16 protein-coding genes are annotated in these 16448 nt (G+C 65.1%); 6 read left to right on the forward strand and 10 right to left on the reverse strand.

The features are described 5' to 3' along the window. Positions 1 to 36 precede the first annotated feature (36 nt). Genes ACY8GK_RS05835 through ACY8GK_RS05845 form a run of 3 tightly spaced genes read left to right on the forward strand, consistent with a single transcriptional unit; the run spans position 37 to position 4777 of the window. Entirely contained in the window at positions 37 to 1422 is a 1386-nt protein-coding gene (locus ACY8GK_RS05835; protein WP_462402565.1) for a TolC family outer membrane protein, read from the forward strand. Further along, positions 1419 to 3578 (forward strand): type I secretion system permease/ATPase, encoded by a 2160-nt coding sequence (locus ACY8GK_RS05840; protein WP_462402566.1) that lies wholly within the window; start codon positions 1419 to 1421, stop codon positions 3576 to 3578. Before ACY8GK_RS05835 ends, ACY8GK_RS05840 begins: the two co-directional genes overlap by 4 nt. Beyond that, the gene (locus ACY8GK_RS05845) at positions 3575 to 4777 is read left to right on the forward strand and encodes an HlyD family efflux transporter periplasmic adaptor subunit (protein WP_230375894.1); all 1203 of its coding nucleotides are present in this window, start codon (positions 3575 to 3577) and stop codon (positions 4775 to 4777) included. The genes ACY8GK_RS05840 and ACY8GK_RS05845 overlap by 4 nt, the downstream gene beginning before the upstream one ends. A gap of 9 nt (positions 4778 to 4786) precedes the next feature. Here ACY8GK_RS05845 and ACY8GK_RS05850 read toward each other — a convergent pair whose 3' ends face one another. The 4 genes from ACY8GK_RS05850 to ACY8GK_RS05865 all read right to left on the reverse strand — a co-directional run bounded on the left by ACY8GK_RS05850 (position 4787) and on the right by ACY8GK_RS05865 (position 8522). Then, the gene (locus ACY8GK_RS05850) at positions 4787 to 5401 is read right to left on the reverse strand and encodes a trypsin-like peptidase domain-containing protein (protein ID WP_462402567.1); all 615 of its coding nucleotides are present in this window, start codon (positions 5399 to 5401) and stop codon (positions 4787 to 4789) included. 235 nt (positions 5402 to 5636) lie between these two features. Continuing rightward, on the reverse strand, positions 5637 to 6950 hold the full coding sequence (locus ACY8GK_RS05855; protein ID WP_462402568.1) for an NTP/NDP exchange transporter: 1314 nt from the start codon (positions 6948 to 6950) through the stop codon (positions 5637 to 5639). A 4-nt stretch (positions 6951 to 6954) separates the two neighbouring features. After that, a complete protein-coding gene (locus tag ACY8GK_RS05860) occupies positions 6955 to 7863 on the reverse strand; it encodes an aldo/keto reductase (RefSeq protein ID WP_462402569.1) in 909 nt (302 codons plus the stop codon). A 158-nt stretch (positions 7864 to 8021) separates the two neighbouring features. Continuing rightward, entirely contained in the window at positions 8022 to 8522 is a 501-nt protein-coding gene (locus tag ACY8GK_RS05865; RefSeq protein ID WP_230375890.1) for a sterol desaturase family protein, read from the reverse strand. A gap of 389 nt (positions 8523 to 8911) precedes the next feature. Here ACY8GK_RS05865 and ACY8GK_RS05870 point away from each other — a divergent pair, with 389 nt between their 5' ends. After that, positions 8912 to 9619: an MgtC/SapB family protein gene (locus tag ACY8GK_RS05870; protein WP_462402570.1), complete on the forward strand. Its 708-nt coding sequence runs from the start codon at positions 8912 to 8914 to the stop codon at positions 9617 to 9619. Positions 9620 to 9643: 24 nt separating this feature from the next. On the opposite strand, the gene ACY8GK_RS05875 is transcribed toward ACY8GK_RS05870, so the two are convergent. The 3 genes from ACY8GK_RS05875 to ACY8GK_RS05885 all read right to left on the reverse strand — a co-directional run bounded on the left by ACY8GK_RS05875 (position 9644) and on the right by ACY8GK_RS05885 (position 12295). After that, the gene (locus ACY8GK_RS05875; RefSeq protein ID WP_230375922.1) at positions 9644 to 11122 is read right to left on the reverse strand and encodes a GGDEF domain-containing protein; all 1479 of its coding nucleotides are present in this window, start codon (positions 11120 to 11122) and stop codon (positions 9644 to 9646) included. Between the two features lie 123 nt (positions 11123 to 11245). Continuing rightward, positions 11246 to 12046, reverse strand: coding sequence for an exodeoxyribonuclease III (xth, locus tag ACY8GK_RS05880; protein WP_462402571.1), 801 nt, complete (start codon positions 12044 to 12046; stop codon positions 11246 to 11248). A 6-nt stretch (positions 12047 to 12052) separates the two neighbouring features. Further along, positions 12053 to 12295 (reverse strand): hypothetical protein, encoded by a 243-nt coding sequence (locus tag ACY8GK_RS05885; protein ID WP_196178651.1) that lies wholly within the window; start codon positions 12293 to 12295, stop codon positions 12053 to 12055. A gap of 223 nt (positions 12296 to 12518) precedes the next feature. Here ACY8GK_RS05885 and ACY8GK_RS05890 point away from each other — a divergent pair, with 223 nt between their 5' ends. Beyond that, a complete protein-coding gene (locus tag ACY8GK_RS05890) occupies positions 12519 to 12767 on the forward strand; it encodes a hypothetical protein (RefSeq protein WP_196178649.1) in 249 nt (82 codons plus the stop codon). A gap of 44 nt (positions 12768 to 12811) precedes the next feature. Here ACY8GK_RS05890 and ACY8GK_RS05895 read toward each other — a convergent pair whose 3' ends face one another. The 3 genes from ACY8GK_RS05895 to ACY8GK_RS05905 form a co-directional block, all read right to left on the reverse strand. After that, complete coding sequence (locus ACY8GK_RS05895; RefSeq protein WP_196178647.1) at positions 12812 to 12982, reverse strand: DUF6021 family protein; 171 nt, start codon at positions 12980 to 12982, stop codon at positions 12812 to 12814. A 147-nt stretch (positions 12983 to 13129) separates the two neighbouring features. Then, positions 13130 to 14008 carry a pyridoxal kinase PdxY gene (pdxY, locus tag ACY8GK_RS05900; protein WP_462402572.1) on the reverse strand — a complete coding sequence of 293 codons (879 nt, stop codon included), beginning with the start codon at positions 14006 to 14008 and terminating at the stop codon, positions 13130 to 13132. Positions 14009 to 14083: 75 nt separating this feature from the next. Further along, on the reverse strand, positions 14084 to 14902 hold the full coding sequence (locus ACY8GK_RS05905) for an IclR family transcriptional regulator (protein WP_196178644.1): 819 nt from the start codon (positions 14900 to 14902) through the stop codon (positions 14084 to 14086). A gap of 210 nt (positions 14903 to 15112) precedes the next feature. Here ACY8GK_RS05905 and ACY8GK_RS05910 point away from each other — a divergent pair, with 210 nt between their 5' ends. Next, positions 15113 to 16369, forward strand: a complete 1257-nt coding sequence (locus ACY8GK_RS05910) for an NAD(P)/FAD-dependent oxidoreductase (protein WP_196178642.1) — start codon at positions 15113 to 15115, stop codon at positions 16367 to 16369. Positions 16370 to 16448: the final 79 nt, after the last annotated feature.

A 16448-nucleotide genomic window follows, 5' to 3' on the forward strand; every position in this document is an offset into this window, starting at 1 on the left:
TATCGAAACGGACTCTCCTTCGCTCTACTCGCCTCGATGGCACTCTGTCTGCCCTGCGTCAGCCAGGCCGCAGACGACACCATAGACCCCGCACTGCTCGATCTGAGCCCCCATCGCCTGCAATCGCCCCAGCGTCAGGACGGCGCGCTGCCCCAGCGCTTCGGCAGTACCGCCAGCGCAACGGCACTGGGCCTGCAGGACGCCGTCGGCCGAGCGGTCAACTGGCACCCGGACATCGCCCAGGCCGTGGCCGACCTGTACCAGCAGGGCGAAGGCATCAATGTCGCCGAAGCCGGCTACTACCCGCAGATCAGCGGTGGCATCCGTACCGGCGTCGACAGCGGCTATGGCGGTGACCGCAGCACCCAGGCCCTGAGCCTTTCGCTCAAGCAGATGCTCTACGATTTCGGCAAGGTCGACAATGCCGTGGAAGCGGCCAAGGCCCGGGCCGCGCGGACTCAGGCGCAGATTCTGCTGGCCATCGACCAGACGGCCCGAGAAACCGCCTATGCCTGGATCGAGGTGCGCCGCTATCGCAACCTCATCGAAATCGCTCGCCAGCAGATCGAAGGCGTCGGCGACATCGTCGAGCTGGCCCGCCAGCGCAGCGACATGGGCGCCAGTACTCGCTCCGACCTGATCCAGGCGCAGTCGCGAGCCGACGGTGCGCTGGCCACGCTACAGGACTACAAGGCTCAGTACGCTCGCTGGCAGGCTGCCCTGTCCACCCTGCTCGGCCTTTCCGGCCCGGTCGAGATAGCCGGCGAGTTCCCGCAAGGCTCGGCCGCGGCTTGTCAACGAGCGCAGCCGGAGACCGGCGTCCTGCCCGCGGTGCTGGTCGCCCAGGCCCAGCGCAGCGAAGCCCAGGCGGAGCTGGCCCGGGCACGGGCCGAAGCCTATCCGACCCTGTCGCTGGAGCCGACCGTCAATCATTACCTCGACAGCAGCTACAACGACAACAATCCCGCGCTGGACCGCACCCAGGCCGGGATCTATCTCAACCTCGAAGTGCCGATCTACCAGGGCGGCGCCATCAGCGCCCGCTCGCGTGCAGCCGGTCATGCGCTGACCGCGGCCGATGCCGCCCAGGACACTGCCGTGCTGCTGGCGACCCAGGGGCTGGCCGAGGCTCGGGCGCAGACCGCCAGCCTCGGCCGGCGCCTGGACGCGTTGCAGCAGCGCCAAGGCAGCATCAGCGAGGCGCGGGTGCTGTATGGCCAGCAATACCTGGACCTTGGTACCCGGCCCCTGCTGGACCTGCTCAATGCCGAGCAGGAAATCCACCAGTCACGCTTCGAACTGGCCGGAACCCAGGCCGACCTGCAACGCCTGCAGGTCGATTGCCTGTACAACAGCGGCGGTTTGCGCCGCGCTTTCGGCCTCGAGGATCGCCCTGTGCAAGGCGTAAGGATACTGCCATGAATGACGCTGTGATCATCGCTCCCCCCGTCGCCGGCCAGGGCGCCGAGCCCCCCGATTACCAACCCTGGATGGAGGCCATCCTGCTGGTGGCGCGGCACTACCGCCTGGATGTGTCCGAGGAAACCGTGCGCATCGCCGGTCAGCGACCCGACCGCGCGGTGGAAGACGTGGTGCGGCAGATGGCCCGCCAGGCCGGCCTGACCGTGAAGTTCGGCGACCTGCAGACTCGTGCCCTGAGCAAGTGGCGCACACCGCTGGTGGTCGAGCTGCTCGATGGCCAGGTCGGCGTGGTGCAGAGCATCGAGGGCGAACAGGTCGGCATCGTGCTCAGCGGCGACCAGGGCCTGCAGCAGCGCCTGCCGTTGCTCGAACTCGGTCAGCGCCTGCGGCGCTCGGTGATTCTGCGGCCGGCACGACCGATGTCCGACGTTCGCACCGACGATTATGTCCAGCCCTACGATGAGCACTGGTTCCGCCGCATCGTGCTGCGCGACCTCAGGCCCTACAGCCACGTCATGCTCGCCTCGCTGGTGGCCAATCTGCTCGGGCTGGCCGGCGTGCTGTTTTCCATGCAGGTGTACGACCGGGTGATCCCGGCCGAATCGCTGCCGACGCTGTACGTGCTGTTCGGCGGCGTGCTGCTGGCGGTGCTGTTCGACTTCACTTTGCGCATCATGCGCCTGCGCATCACCGACCTGCTGGGCAAGCGCGCCGACCTGCGGATCTCCGACCTGGTCTACGGACACGCGTTGCGCCTGCGCAACTCGGTCAGGCCGAAGTCCACCGGCACCTTCATCTCGCAGTTGCGCGAGCTGGAGCAGGTGCGCGACCTGATCACCTCGAGCACTGCCACCGCGCTGGCCGACCTGCCGTTCTTCCTGCTGTTCCTGTTCATCTTCTACCTCATCGGCGGACCGCTGGTGGCCATCCCCGTGGTCGCGCTGATCGTGATGCTGCTGCCAGGGCTGCTGTATCAACGCAAGCTGGCCAGGCTGGCCAACGCCAACATGCGCGAATCGGCGCTGCGCAACGCCATGCTGGTGGAGAGCGTGCAGGGACTCGACGACATCAAGGCCCTGCAAGCCGAGCAGCGTTTCCAGGAACAGTGGAATCACTACAACGCCACCACCGCCGATACGGCCTTGAAGCTGCGCAGCCTGACCAACGGCCTGGTCACCTGGACGCAGAACGTGCAGACCGCGGTGTTTGCCGTGGTCATCGTGTTCGGCGCGCCGATGGTGATTGCCGGCGACCTGACCACCGGCAGCCTGGTGGCAGCCTCCATGCTCGCCTCGCGCATGATGGCGCCGATGGCTCAGCTCAACCATGTATTGACCCGGTGGCAGCAGGCCAAGGTGGCGCTCAAGGGCCTCAATGCCCTGATGGAGCTGCCAGTGGACCATCCCGAAGGCAGCAAGCGCGTGCACCTGCCCGCCATCCATGGCGACTTCCAGCTCAAGGATGCCACGTTCCGCTACAGCGCCGACGGCCCGGCGGCACTGCAAGTGGCCGAGCTGAGGATCCGTCCCGGCGAACACATCGCCGTGCTCGGACGCAACGGCGCAGGCAAGTCGACGCTGCTGCAGGCCCTGGCCGGTGCCATGGACCTGGCCACCGGCGAGGTGACCCTCGACGGTATCGCCATGGCCCACATCGATCCGGCCGACCTGCGCCGTGACGTCGGGCTGCTGCCCCAGCACGCGCGTCTGTTCCATGGCACGCTGCGTGACAACCTGGTGCTCGGCGCCGGCCGGGCCAGCGACCAGGAACTGCTCGCGGCGCTATCGCTCACCGGCGCACTGGACTTCGTCCGTCGTCTGCCCAAGGGGCTCGATCACCTAATCCTCGAAGGCGGCCTGGGCCTGTCTGGCGGCCAACGGCAGAGCCTGCTGCTGTCGCGCCTGCTGCTGCGCCAGCCGCACGTGTTGCTGCTCGACGAGCCTACCGCCGCGCTCGACGACGTCACCGAGCGCCGCCTGCTCGATGACCTGATGCTCTGGTCGCAAGGACGCACCCTGATCATGGCGACTCACCGGCTCAGCGTTCTGCAGCGAGTGGAACGCATCATCGTGGTCGACAACGGGCGCCTGGTGATCGATGCGCCACGTGAAGTCGCCCTGGCCCGACTCAAGCAACCCAACGGAGATCGTGCATGAGCCAAGACGTCGCAATCCGCATGCCGGCGGCCCCGGCGTCCTATCTTGATGGCGCCGATGACGCGGCGGTGGTACGCGCCACCCGGGTCGTCTGGGTCTGTGCGCTGATGCTCGGCAGCTTTCTGCTGTGGGCCGCGTGGTTCACCGTGGTCGAGGTTTCCAGCGGCACCGGCAAGGTGATCCCCAGCTCGCGGGAGCAGGTGATCATGTCCCTGGAAGGCGGAATCATCGCTGAAATGAAGGTCAGCGAAGGGTCGCGCGTGGAGCGCGGAGACATCCTTGCCCAGCTCGACCCGATCAAGACCCAGTCGACCGTCGGCGAAAGCGAGGCCAAGTACCGCGCCGCCGTGGCCAGCGTCGCTCGGCTGCAGGCCGAGGTCAGCGGCAAGCCGCTGAGCTTCCCCAAGTCGCTGGATGACTGGCCGGAGCTGGTGCGTGCCGAGACCGAACTTTATCAGACTCGCAAGCGTGGCCTGCAGGACACCCTGGCCGGCATCGAGCAGTCGCTCAAGCTGGTGCGCAGCGAACTGGCAATCACCGAGAAGCTGGCCAAGGCTGGCGCCTCCAGCCGTGTCGAGGTGATTCGTCTCAACCGCCAGCGCTCCGAACTGGAGCTCAAGGCCTCGGAGGCGCGCTCGGAGTACATGGTGCAGGCCCGCCAGGACCTGGCCAAGGCCAGCGCCGAAGCCGATTCGCTGGCCGAGGTGATACGCGGTCGTGTCGATTCGCTGTCGCGCCTGACCTTCCGCTCGCCGGTGCGTGGCATCGTCAAGGACATCGAGGTGACGACCATTGGTGGCGTGGTGCCACCTAACGGCCAGCTGATGCAGATCGTGCCGCAGGACGACAAGCTGTTGATCGAGGCGCGGATCAATCCCCGGGACATCGCCTTCATCCACCCCGACCAGGACGCCAAGGTCAAGATCACCGCCTACGACTACTCGATCTACGGCAGCCTGGACGGCAAGGTGGTGACCATTTCGCCGGATACCATCCAGGACGAGGTCAAGCCCGAGGTCTACTACTACCGGGTCTACATCCGTACCGAGTCGGACGTGCTGCACAACAAGGCCGGCAAGGCCTTCTCGATCGTCCCGGGGATGGTCGCCAGCGTGGACATCCGCACCGGCGAGAAGACCGTCCTGGACTACCTGATCAAGCCGCTCAATCGCGCCAGGGAAGCCTTGCGCGAACGTTGAGCGGCCGCTTCAGTGCGCCGAAGCGATCGGCAGGCCGATCGGGTTGGGGACACCTTTCAACCTGGCCTGCTGATTGACGAAACGCTGCCATTCGCGCTGGATCTGCACATAGGGCAGGAAGATGCTCACCTGCTCGTGGCCGGCCAGGTCGGCGCGCTTGATCGAGCGCAGGTCGCCCTTGTCCAGGTTGGCCACGTTGATACCCACCACCGTGCCATCGGTAGCCAGGACCGGGCCGCCGGACATGCCCTTGACGGTACGCCCGTCATGGGTGCCATACATCACCCCGCCATCATGGGCATCGAGGCGCACCAGCGCGGGCAGCGCCTGGCCATGCCCCTCGGTACGCATGTACAGGCCGTTGTAGCCGACCGCGGTCAGCGCCTCGCCCGGACGGAAGTTGCGCCATTGCGGAGCGCCTGCGCGCGCCTTGTGGCGGAAGAACTGCACATCGCCGCGACCTTGGTACTCCGAGCCTGAGACATAAGGCAAGTGCTTGACGGTGACGGCGTAGTCCTCGTTCCACTGCACGGCGCTACCCATGAGCAGCAAGGCCAGCGGCCCGCCCGAATGCACGACGAAGGCTTGATCTTGAACGGGTTCCTTGATGGATTGGACGGGCATTCCATTGCACCCGCTGAGCAGCACCGACGCTGCCAGCAGTGAATTGAGTGGGCGCATGTTTGTTCACGAAAGTGGGGGATGGGGCGGCGCAAATACATCACGGCGGAAGGCCTAAATCAATGTGCCATCATTACCGCTCGTCTGTTTTATTCGATTATTTAATAAATAAGTGGATCCAAATTGCAAAATAGAATAAGAGACAGTCACAAGCGAGCCGGTTGATACGATCGGCACGTTATTGAGAATGCCTCTCTGCGCTGGCCGACCCGTTTCGCCGCGCGGCTTCTCGATCACTGGCCGTGCCTGCGAGCCAACGCCCCGTCATGCCCCACCCCAGGGCAATCAGCGCACCGATGAACATCGCTAGCTGCGGATGCTCGCCGAGCAGGTCGAGCCCCCGCTTGAGCCAACCGCTGAGCGCATCGCCGCCCCGATAGACCACGGTGTCGATGAAGTTCTTCGCCTTGTACTTCTGGTCGGCCGGCAGCACGGTGAACAGCATTTCCCGCCCCGGTCGGACCAGGGCGTATTCGCCGGCGCGACGCAGCACCATGACCACGACGAAGGCCGCGAAGACCGGCGTCAGGGCCAGCCAGAGGAAGCCCACGGCCATCAGCAGCGGCACGCCGACCAGCAGCACGCCGACGCCTAGCCTGCGGGCCAGGCGGCCGGTGAAGAACACCTGGGTGAGGATCGCCAGCGCCTGGACCAGCGCATCGATCAACCCGAAGACCTGGGTCTGGCGTGCGCGATCGGTGAACGTCTCGCTGACGATGCGTGCCTGCTCGAAGTACAGGAACGTGCTGACGCTGGCCAGCAGGATGACGAACAGGGCGATGCCCAGCAGATAGCGCGAGCGCAGCACGGCAGTGGCGCCGGCGAACGGATTGCCGCCCAGCGGCCGGGAAGCCGGATGCTCCACGCCATCGGGCAACGGCTGGCGGGCGCGCCAGCGATGCAGGTAACCGGCCGCGGCCATGCTGCCCAGCAGGCATAGCGCCGCCAGCGCCAGGAGACCCGCATGGCCGATGCTCGCCACCAGGGCAGCGCCGAGCAACGGGCCGCTCAGCCCGCCAAGGCTCGCTCCGGCAGCCAGCAAACCGAACAGGCGCTTGCCTTGCTCAGTGGAAAAAAGGTCGGCCATGACGCTCCAGGCCAGGGAAATGCTCAGCAGGTTGAACACCGATAGCCAGATGTAGAAGGCCCGGGCACTCCAGAGGTTGTCTGGATCGCGGCCCAGCAGCAGAGCGAAGAGCATCAGGTTGCTGGCGAACAGGCCGTAGCTCCAGGCGAGGATGCGTCGCCGTTGCACCCGCGACGCCAGCCAGCCGAACAGCGGCAGGCTCGCCAGAGTGACGACGAAAGTACCAGTGAACAGCCATTGCAGATTGTCCACCCCACCGGCCACGCCCATGGTCTCGCGTACCGGGCGCAGCATGAAGTAACCGGTGAACAACAGGTAGAACAGCGCCAGTGCGACGGCCACCGCCGGGCCTTCGCCAGGTTCGAGCTGAAGGCTGTCGTACAGGCGCCGCCGCCAACGGACCATGATGTCAGGAAAACTGCTCGATCAGTGCCTGTTGTTGCGCCTCGCTGAGCAAGGGGCCGCTACCTGCCTTGAGCTGGTCGAGCTGGCGATCCGGACGGCTGGTCGCCGGAATCACCGTGGTCACCGCAGGGTGGCTGATGGCGAACTTGAGAAACAGCTGCGCCCAGCTGCCGATGCCCGCTTCGCTCGCCCAGCCCGGCAGGGCCTGACCCTTGACCTTGGTGAACAGCCGGCCATCGTCGAAGGCGCGGTTGACCAGTACCGCCACGCCTTTTTCCCGAGCCAGCGGGAACAGTCTGCGCGCGGCCTCGGGAGCGTTCACCGAATAGTTGACCTGGATGAAATCGAGCGGGTGGGCACGCATGATCTGTTCCAGCTGCTCATGCCCACTGGCCAGGTAGTGGGTGATGCCGACGTAGCGTGTCTTGCCCTGGGCCTTGAGGTCATGCGCATAAGGCAGTTGGGTAGGCCAGTCGCGCAGGTTGTGGATCTGTAGCAGGTCGACTCTGTCCGTGCGCAGGCTTTGCAAGCTTTGCGCCCACTGTCGTCGCGCAGCTTCGGGGCTGTCGGCAGCGATCTTGGTTGCCAGGAAGCACTGCCGGTGCCAGCCGCCCTCTTCCAGCAACTGCCCGAGGATGGCATCCGCGCCGCCGTAGTTGGGCGAGGTGTCGATGACCTTGCCGCCATGCTGGAAGAAAATCTCCAGCACCTGCTTGAGCTGCTGGTAGTCGGCAGACCCAGCCTGCACCTCGAAGCTGCCGGAAGTACCGGCGCCGATGACCGGCAAGGCTTCGCCGGACGAGGGGATCTGCCGCGAAATCGATTGACCGCTGGATTGCGCACGCAACCAGGGACTGCTGGCCAGCAAGCCGATGGCTGCCCCAGCGCGTAGGACATCGCGACGCCCGAACATAGGAAAAGCTCCCATCATCACGTGGAAACTTTCAATCTAGGCCGCCCCGGTCTGCGTCAGCGAGCCGATTTGTTTCGGAATGTTAAGAGCTGCAAGCCAGTGGGTAGGATCGACTCGATCGGCTTGCCTCATGCGACGCAGCGTGCAGCTTCATGCGGTTACAAGCGAGATGGCGGAGTCGACTCGATCGGCTTGCAGCTCGCGGCTCGCGGCGCGCGGCTTGACTTGAGCGCCGACGGTGGAGGGGCATAGAAGAAACCGAAGGACACGCTGTTCTTGCGGCCCCTGCGCGCATGGTGCAGCCGATGGGCGTAGTGCAGACGGCGCAGGTAGCGGCTCAGCGGGGTTGGCTTGAAGGGCCAGTGACGGTGGAACAGGCCGTCGTGGAAGATCACGTACAGCACGCCATAACCGGCGACGCCGGCACCGACCCACTGCAGAGGGGCATGCCCTGCCTTGCCGAAGGCCACCAGGCCAGCGGCGATCAGCGCCAGGGCGAGCAGGTAGAAGTCGTTGGTCTCGAGCATGCCCAGCTGCGGCTCGTGATGCGAGCGATGCAGCCACCAGCCCCAGCCATGCATGATGTACTTGTGGGCCAGCGTACCGACGCCTTCCATGGCGACCAGAGTGCCAAGCACGACGACGAGATTGAACAGCATGTGACGGTCCGCGATGACGTGGTGAAAGGCGCAAGGTTAGCATCCGGCGAGGCCTCGGCGGGCGTTCGTTGCGGTAAATCTTTGTCATGTTCCTGAACTTGACGCAACGTTGAGCGGTGCATAAGGTCCGCGACGCAATTTCGCAATTGAATCAAGGAGCCTGCATTGGACAACAGTCCCAGTCGATCGCGACAGGTCCGCGCGGCGAGCTAGTCCGGCAGTGCCCTGCCACTGTCTCGCGGCAGACGGTGGTCATCCTCCAGCCTTGGTCGATACCCCTCCCTCCTCGCGCCATCCGGCGTGAACGCGCCTGGCCTCTCGCTTTTTCAAGTCATTCGCATCGCTCGCAGCGGTGCCTGGCGGACAAGGATCCGCGCAAGAGGTCTGCTATGGATTGGAACATCTTTGTGCTGCGCATCAGCGTGGCCCTGCTGCTCGGTGCCCTGATCGGTGCCGAACGTCAACTTCGCCAGCGCCTGACTGGCCTGCGTACTAACGCCCTGGTCAGCATCGGTGCCTGTCTGTTCGTGCTCATGACCCAGGCCGTGCCGGGAATGCTGCCCAGCGATGCGTCACGGATCGCCGCCTACGTGGTTTCCGGCATCGGTTTTCTCGGTGGCGGCGTCATCATGCGCGACGGTTTCAACGTGCGTGGGCTCAACACTGCCGCGACCTTGTGGTGTACAGCGGCCATTGGCGTGCTCTGCAGCCTGGGCCTATTGCTCGAGGCAGCTCTGGGCAGCCTGGTGGTGCTGTGCGCCAACATCTTGCTGCGCGATATCGCCCAGCGCCTGGATCGCCAGGATGTGGTGGCGGCCAGCGAGGTAGAGCAACGCTTCGAAATCCGTGTCACCTGCCGTGCCGAGGACGAGATTCAGGTACGCAGCCTGATGCTGCATGGCCTCGAAGAACGGGGTCTGCGCCTGCAATCGCTGCACAGCGAGGACCTGCCGGACGCTTCGCGCATGGAGGTCCGTGCCGAACTCGTCGCAGGCCCCCAGGCACCGGTGCAACTGGAACGCATGGTCAGCCGCGTGAGCCTGGAAAAAGGCGTGAGCGCGGTGCGTTGGCAATTGCATCCGTTGATTGGCGAGTGACCGTCGGTGGCGTGGCGGATCCGCTCACGCCTCGGTCTGGCTGGCATCGGGCGGCGGACGCAACCAGTAGCCGTCGCGTCCGCGGCGCTTGGCTTCGTAAAGCGCCGCGTCGGCCATGCTGGTCAGTTCCTCCGCGGTGACTTCCTGCTGGTCAGGCCGGACTACCGCGATGCCTGCGCTCGCCGTGACCTGGCCCGCCGGGCTCGCTACATGCACGATGCCCAGGCGCCGGATGGCGTGCAGCACGTCCTGGGCAATCGTGCACGCACCCGCTTCGTCGGTCTCGGGTAGCAGCAGGGTGAATTCCTCGCCGCCGTAGCGCACCGCCAGATCGGCGGGGCGCTTGAGCGTGGCTTGCATGGCTTGTCCGACGCGACGCAGGCACTGGTCGCCGGCGAGGTGGCCATACCGGTCGTTGTAGAGCTTGAAGTGGTCGATGTCGAGCATGATCACCGCCAGCGGTGTGCCTTGGCGGCGCGCACGTCTGGCCTCCTGTTCCAGCACGGTGTCCAGGCGCCGGCGATTGGCCAGGCCGGTGAGGCTGTCCGAGAGCGCCAGCGTCTCGAGGGCCTGGTGTGCCTGCTCGAGCGCCTGTTCCAGGGCGATCCGCTCCCGTAGCTGGCGCAGCACTATCCAGCCAAAGCCGCCCAGGCCAAGCAGCAGCAGGCACAGCACGACGACTGTCTTGATCAGATCGTGCCGCCATGGCTGCAGGATCGACTCGCGCGACAAGCCCGCTTCAGCCACCAGCGGGTAACTGCCCAGGGCCTTGTAGCCATACAGCCGGAGGGTGCCATCGACGACCGCTTCGGCCTCAGTCACCCCTTCGTCGGCATAGGGCAGATGATTGCGGAAGATCTCGCTGTCGGCCAGGCTGTTGCCCAGTTCGGCGCCGATGAAAGGCCGGCGGACCAGGATGGTGCCGTCGCGCTTGGCCAGCACCAGGGCGCCGCGCTGGTCGATCTTGAAGGCGCCGTAGTAGCGGACGAACCAGTCCACCTTTATCGTGCCGAGGATGACCCCGGCGAAGTGCCCATCGGGGGTCTCGAGGCGGCGCGAGATGGGGATGATCAGGTCGCCGGTGGAGCGACTCTTGACCACCGAACCGATGTGCACGCCACGTCCCCTATGGGTACGGTGGTAGTCGAAATAGGCGCGGTCGGCGTTGTTGGCCTCTCCGGGAACGTGGTCCTTGTCGGTCACCACCCAGCGTCCGCGCGCATCGTACACGAAGAGCCCGTGCAACTGCGGCATGATCTGCGCCTGCTGGTAGAGCAAGGCATGCATGCGCTGGTGATCGAAGGCGCCAAGCCCATCGCCTTCCAGCCGCTCGGCGAGCGATGCGGTGACCACGTCGACCTGGCGGATGGCGTCCTCGGCATGCTGGGCGGTCGCCCGTGCCAGGTTGGACACGGCGCTTTCGGCATTTTCGAAGGCGTGCCGGTAATCGCGCCAGACCCGCCAGCCTTCGACCGTGACGAAGGTCAGCATGACCACTGCCATGAAGCTCAGCGTCAGGCGAAATAGCGCAGCGGACCGGAACGCGGCAGGCGCGACGAAGGGCAGGTTCGCTGGCGCTGGCGTTGAAGAAGGCGCTTTGTCTGGCATGCGCGCGCTCCGCCGTAGCTAGGCCGGGCGCTGTTTGCGCGTGCCCAGTTCGATCCAGACAGGTGCATGGTCGCTGGCATGGGGTTCGCCACGAACCCAGGCATCGACGCCAGCGCCTTTCAGGTAAGGCGCAGCGGCCGGGTTGAGCAGCAGGTGATCGATCCTCAGCCCTGCGTTGCGCTGCCAGTGGTTACGGAAATAGTCCCAGAACGTGTAGATCTCGGCGTCGGGATGCAAGTGACGCAAGGCATCGACCCAGCCCTGGTCCAGCAGCTGCTGGTAACGCTCGCGTGATTCCGGCTGCAACAGGGCATCCTTGCGCCACGACTCGGGCTTGTACACATCGCTGTCGGTGGGTACCACGTTGTAGTCCCCCGCCAGCACCATGGGATACTCCGACCCGCACGAAGCCTGGGCATGGGCGATGAGACACTCGAACCAGCGCAGCTTGTAGTCGAATTTCGGCCCCGGCTGCGGATTGCCGTTGGGCAGGTACAGGCAGCCCACCAGCACGCCATGTACCGCTGCCTCCAGGTAACGGCTCTGGGGGTCGTCCTCCATGCCCGGCAGCCCACGCCGGACCTCCAGGGGCTGGGTATCACGACCCAGGATGGCCACCCCGTTCCATGAAGCCTGCCCGTGGTGCAGGCAGCCATAGCCGGTCGCTTCCAGCTCCCGGGCGGGAAAGGCGCTATCGGCAGCCTTCAGTTCCTGCAGGCAGACGATGTCCGGCTGCTCGCGCTCGAGCCAGGCTTGCAAGGCGGACAGCCGGCTACGGATGCCATTGACGTTGAACGTGGCGATCTTCAAGGCTTTCATGTTGATTCAGGCATCCGGATCGTTGACGTGGGCCTTCACGGCTTCTTCCAGGGCATGGGCATGGGCGCCGTCGGCCAGGGCCTTGAGCGCGAGCCAATCATCCCAATCGATGGCGCCGTCGTCACGCAAGGCCTCGGCCGTGCGGATCAGCTCGTGGTGGTAGGCATCAGGCGACTCGCGACGATAACTGACGTCGTCATACTGCGCATACCAGGCCTCCAGCTCCGGGATGCTGCGTTCGATGCTCATGCGGCTGCTCCTTGAGTGTCCGGTTCACTGAGTGTGAACCTGGCGACCCGGCAATCGTTCCGCTGCATCGCTGGCTGGCAGGCCTTGGAAAAAAATCAAACCTTGGCGCCTTCTGGCGCTCAACCGTAAGCGATACCGAGGCTGCGCGGCGTGCGAGAAAAGCCGGCAGGTGCCAAGCGAGCCGCCCCTTCGGACCCAAGCCCCATCACACATGAGGTCTTCCATGAGCAATGATGCACTTCAATCGGAAATCCTGACACGTCTCCTGCACGCCCATCCCCAGGGGCTGGGCAAGGAGATCCTTGACAACTATCGAGGTGAAAAAGCCGTCGCGGGCATGCTCAAGACGTTGCAGGAGCAAGGGCTGATCCATGATGGCAGCGTGAGCGTGGTGGATCACGAGCTCAACCTGACCTACCCGATCAAGTTGTCGTCCGCTGGCGTGGAAGCGGCCAAGAAAGTCGAAAGCTGAACAGTCGGGCTTGCCGTCCGCTCGACGGCAAGCCCTGATTGCCTCTACTGCTTGTCCAATGGAGGGACCGCAGGCCCTTGGGGATCCACTTGCGGATCTTCCAGATCGGGGGAGTCCGGATCGAAGCCCTGTCCATTGTCTTTTTCGGCTTCTTCCGAGGAATGCGGTCCTTCGGGCTGGTGTGATGGTTGCGTGGTTCGCTCTTTTTCGGACATGCGGCTTCTCCTGTTGAGGTCTACAGGAGAGTGCATTGGCGTTGGGAAGTTTGATTTATCTCCCCGCCCGGGATTTCGCAGCCCACTGCGAACACCCCAGCGACGATGACACAAGCACGGCCATGCCAGCAGCAACGGTAGCGGCGCTCAACACGCTCCTGCATCGACCGCGGCATAGGTCTGTCCAGGTCTGACGATCAGCTCCTGGGCCGCGACCAGCGGCAGGTCCCGCGAGCCTTCAGGCGTCGCCCCCACCAGGCCATACAAGGTAGCGGTGGCGAGCTCCAGCGCCTCTCGCGACGACCGACCATCGAGCAAATGCCCCAGCAATGTCGCGGAAAACACGTCGCCCATGCCATTGGGCAGCGGATGCAGGCTCAGCCGCGGCGTCTCGACCAGCCAGGCGCCTTCGCCGTCGACCGCCAGGGTGCCAAGCCGCTCGGCGGCAATGTCAGGCGTGGCCAGGCTGGTGATGACCACGATGCCGGGACCGCGTCCGCGCAACTGCCGCGCCGTGCGCACCGCGTCCTGGATACTGCCGAGGCGGCTTGCGGTGAGCAGTTCGAATTCGTACTGGTTCGGCGTGATGATGTCGGCGCAAGGCATGGCCAGGTTGCGGAAGAAATCCGGGATCGCTGGCTGCACGAACAGCCCGCGTCCGACATCGCCCATCACCGGATCGCACAGGTACCTCACCGCTGGGTTCTCGCGACGGATCTGCGCGACCGTCTCCAGGATCACCTCGCCAATCGCCGCATCCCCCATGTAGCCGGAGAGCACCCCGCTGACCTGCGCCAGCGCGCCTCTTTCCTGCAAGCCGGTAAGAACCTCGCGGATGTGCGACGGTTCGAACACCTGGCCACGGTACTGGCCATAGCCGGTGTGGTTGGAAAACTGCACGGTATGGACCGGCAATACTTCGAAGCCCAGACGTTGCAGAGGAAATACCGCAGCATCGTTGCCGACATGCCCCAGGGCCACGTGGGACTGGATGGAAAGTACGGTGGAAGCAGTGGCGCGCTGCATGTGAGTGTCCTTCACTGAAACGTCGGGGCCGGCCTCGAGCGTGTCGCAGCTTGCTGCCCACGCCTGGCCAGGACTTCATCGGGTTTTGCCATAGCCTATCCGAAATGGCGCACAGGCGCGCGGCGTCGGTGGCCGAGTGGAGATGAGGTTGGCCGTGTGCAGCAGCTTGGGCACGATCTCCTCGAGCGCCTTCTCGACCGTCCAGAAGGCCGTGGAGACGGAAACATTGACCGATGCCACCACCGTGCCCCAGATATCCAGCACCGGCGCGGCGAAGGTCAGGTCGTGCAGGTAGTATTCCTCGATGCTGTAGGCATAGCCTGTTTCTCGCACCTTGCCGATCATCTCCATCAGTGCGTCCAGCTCGATCACCGTATGCGGCGTGTAGGCGATCCGCTGCATCCGCTCCAGGGCAGCTCTGGCCTCGTCGTCCGGTAACCCCGACAGGTATGCCCGGCCCGTCGACGAACAGAAGATCGGCAGCCGCCGGCCCACCGGCATGTGCACCACGGCCCGGTGAATGCTGGGAAAACGCCCGACATAGACCATGTCATCGCCATCGGGCTCGGCCAGGTTGACGGTTTCGCCAAGCTGTCGGTTCAGGTCCAGCAGGTAGGGGTTGGCGCGCTCCAGCAGGACGTTGGCCTGGAGATACCGGCATCCGCAGTCGAGCACACGTACCGACAGCGAGTACCGCTTGGATACCGGGTCCTTTCGTAACAGGCCAAGGGCGACCAATGTATGGGTGAAGCGCTGGGCGGCGCTTTTGGTAACACCGGCAGCCTGCGCCAGTTCAGGCAGGTTCATGCTAGGCCGCTCGGCGGTGAAGGCATCCAGGATCGACAGGCCAGAGGCGAGCGACTGGACGAACAGGGGTGAATCTTGCGTGTTCATGGTGCGCGACCTCTCGATACGGGTACAAACCGCCCCTATACGGGGAAACCGGCCGGCGCGACGGGGCACCACGCCGGCAGCGACGTCCTCGTTGGCAGCGGCAGGATAGCTCAGGAAACGCCAACCGTATCGGCCTGCGATATACCCATGGTGAAACAGGCGTGTTGCCTGCATCCGCAGACGGGCAATTGTCCTGACACTGGAATCGAAATGCTCAAGCAATCCCCAGCTTCGGAAGTGATCGTCATCGGCGCAGGCATCGTCGGCCTTTGTACCGCGTACCATCTGCTCGACGCCGGCCAGCAGGTAAGGATCATCGAGCCATCGGCCCCAGGTGCCGGGTGTTCATCCGGAAATGCCGGCTCCCTCTCGTCCGGAGCGGTCGCGCCGTTGGCGATGCCAGGTGTGCTCAAGCAGGCCACGAACATGCTGTTCGATCCCACCGGCCCACTTCATGTGCCAGCCAGCTATATCCTGCACGTCGCGCCGTGGATGGCCCGATTCATCGCCTCTGCGCGCCCGGCCCGAGTGGCGCAGATCGCTCATGCGCTACATGGTCTGATCGGCGACGCCGTCCAGCAGCACAAGCGCCTGGCCGCCGCGGCAGGTTGCGCCGACCTGATCGTCGAGACCGGCCAGTTGCACCTGTATCCGAACCAGCAGGCGCTGGCCAAGGACACCGCCGGCTGGGCCCTGAAAAGCCGGCATGGTCTGCAGATGGTCAAGGTTGGGCCCAGCGACATCCGCAGCCTGGAGCCCGCCCTAGGCAACGGCTACCCGACGGGCTACTACCTTCCCGACCAGCCCTGGATCAAGGATCCGCAGGCTTACTCGCGGCAGATTGCCGAGTATCTGCGCAGCAAGGGCGTGAGCTTCATCGAGGACCAGGTCACCGGCTTGCTGAGGTCGCCTGCCGGGTGGCTCGTCAAGGGGCAACGGCGCGACCATGAAAGCCAGCGGGTGGTCCTCGCCGCAGGTGCCTGGTCGGCGAGGCTGCTCGGGCCGCTGGGCGTGAAGGTCCCACTGGAAACGCAGCGTGGCTATCACCTGCGCTTCCCACAGGCACAGGACATGATCCAGCGTATCGTCGTGCTCGCTGATCGCAAGGTGTTCGTCACCCCGACGGCGGGTGGGCTGCGCGCCGCCGGCACGGTCGAGTTCGGTGGGTTGGAACGCCTGCCCAGCAGCCTGCGAGCGCGGCTGCTCGGCGAGCACGCCAAGGCGGCGCTTCCAGGCCTGGACATCGCTCAACCCATCGAATGGATGGGGCACCGCCCCTGCCTTCCCGACTCGCTCCCGGTGCTTGGCGAGCTGCCAGGCCATTCGGGCCTGTGGTGTGCATTCGGCCATGGCCACCTGGGCATGACCGGAGCTGCTGGCACGGGCCGCTTGCTGGCTCAGGCCATGAGCGGATCCAGGCAGGCCGAGGCGGCTCTGGCGCCCTTCTCTGCCGCTCGGTTCCGATAGGGGCTTGGAGCTGCAAGCCATGCGCTTTTTGTGCGCGTCTGTCAGCCACACGTCTCCTGCCTGGAGCCTGGAGCCTGGA

The organism is Pseudomonas sp. Marseille-QA0332, assembly GCF_054950175.1.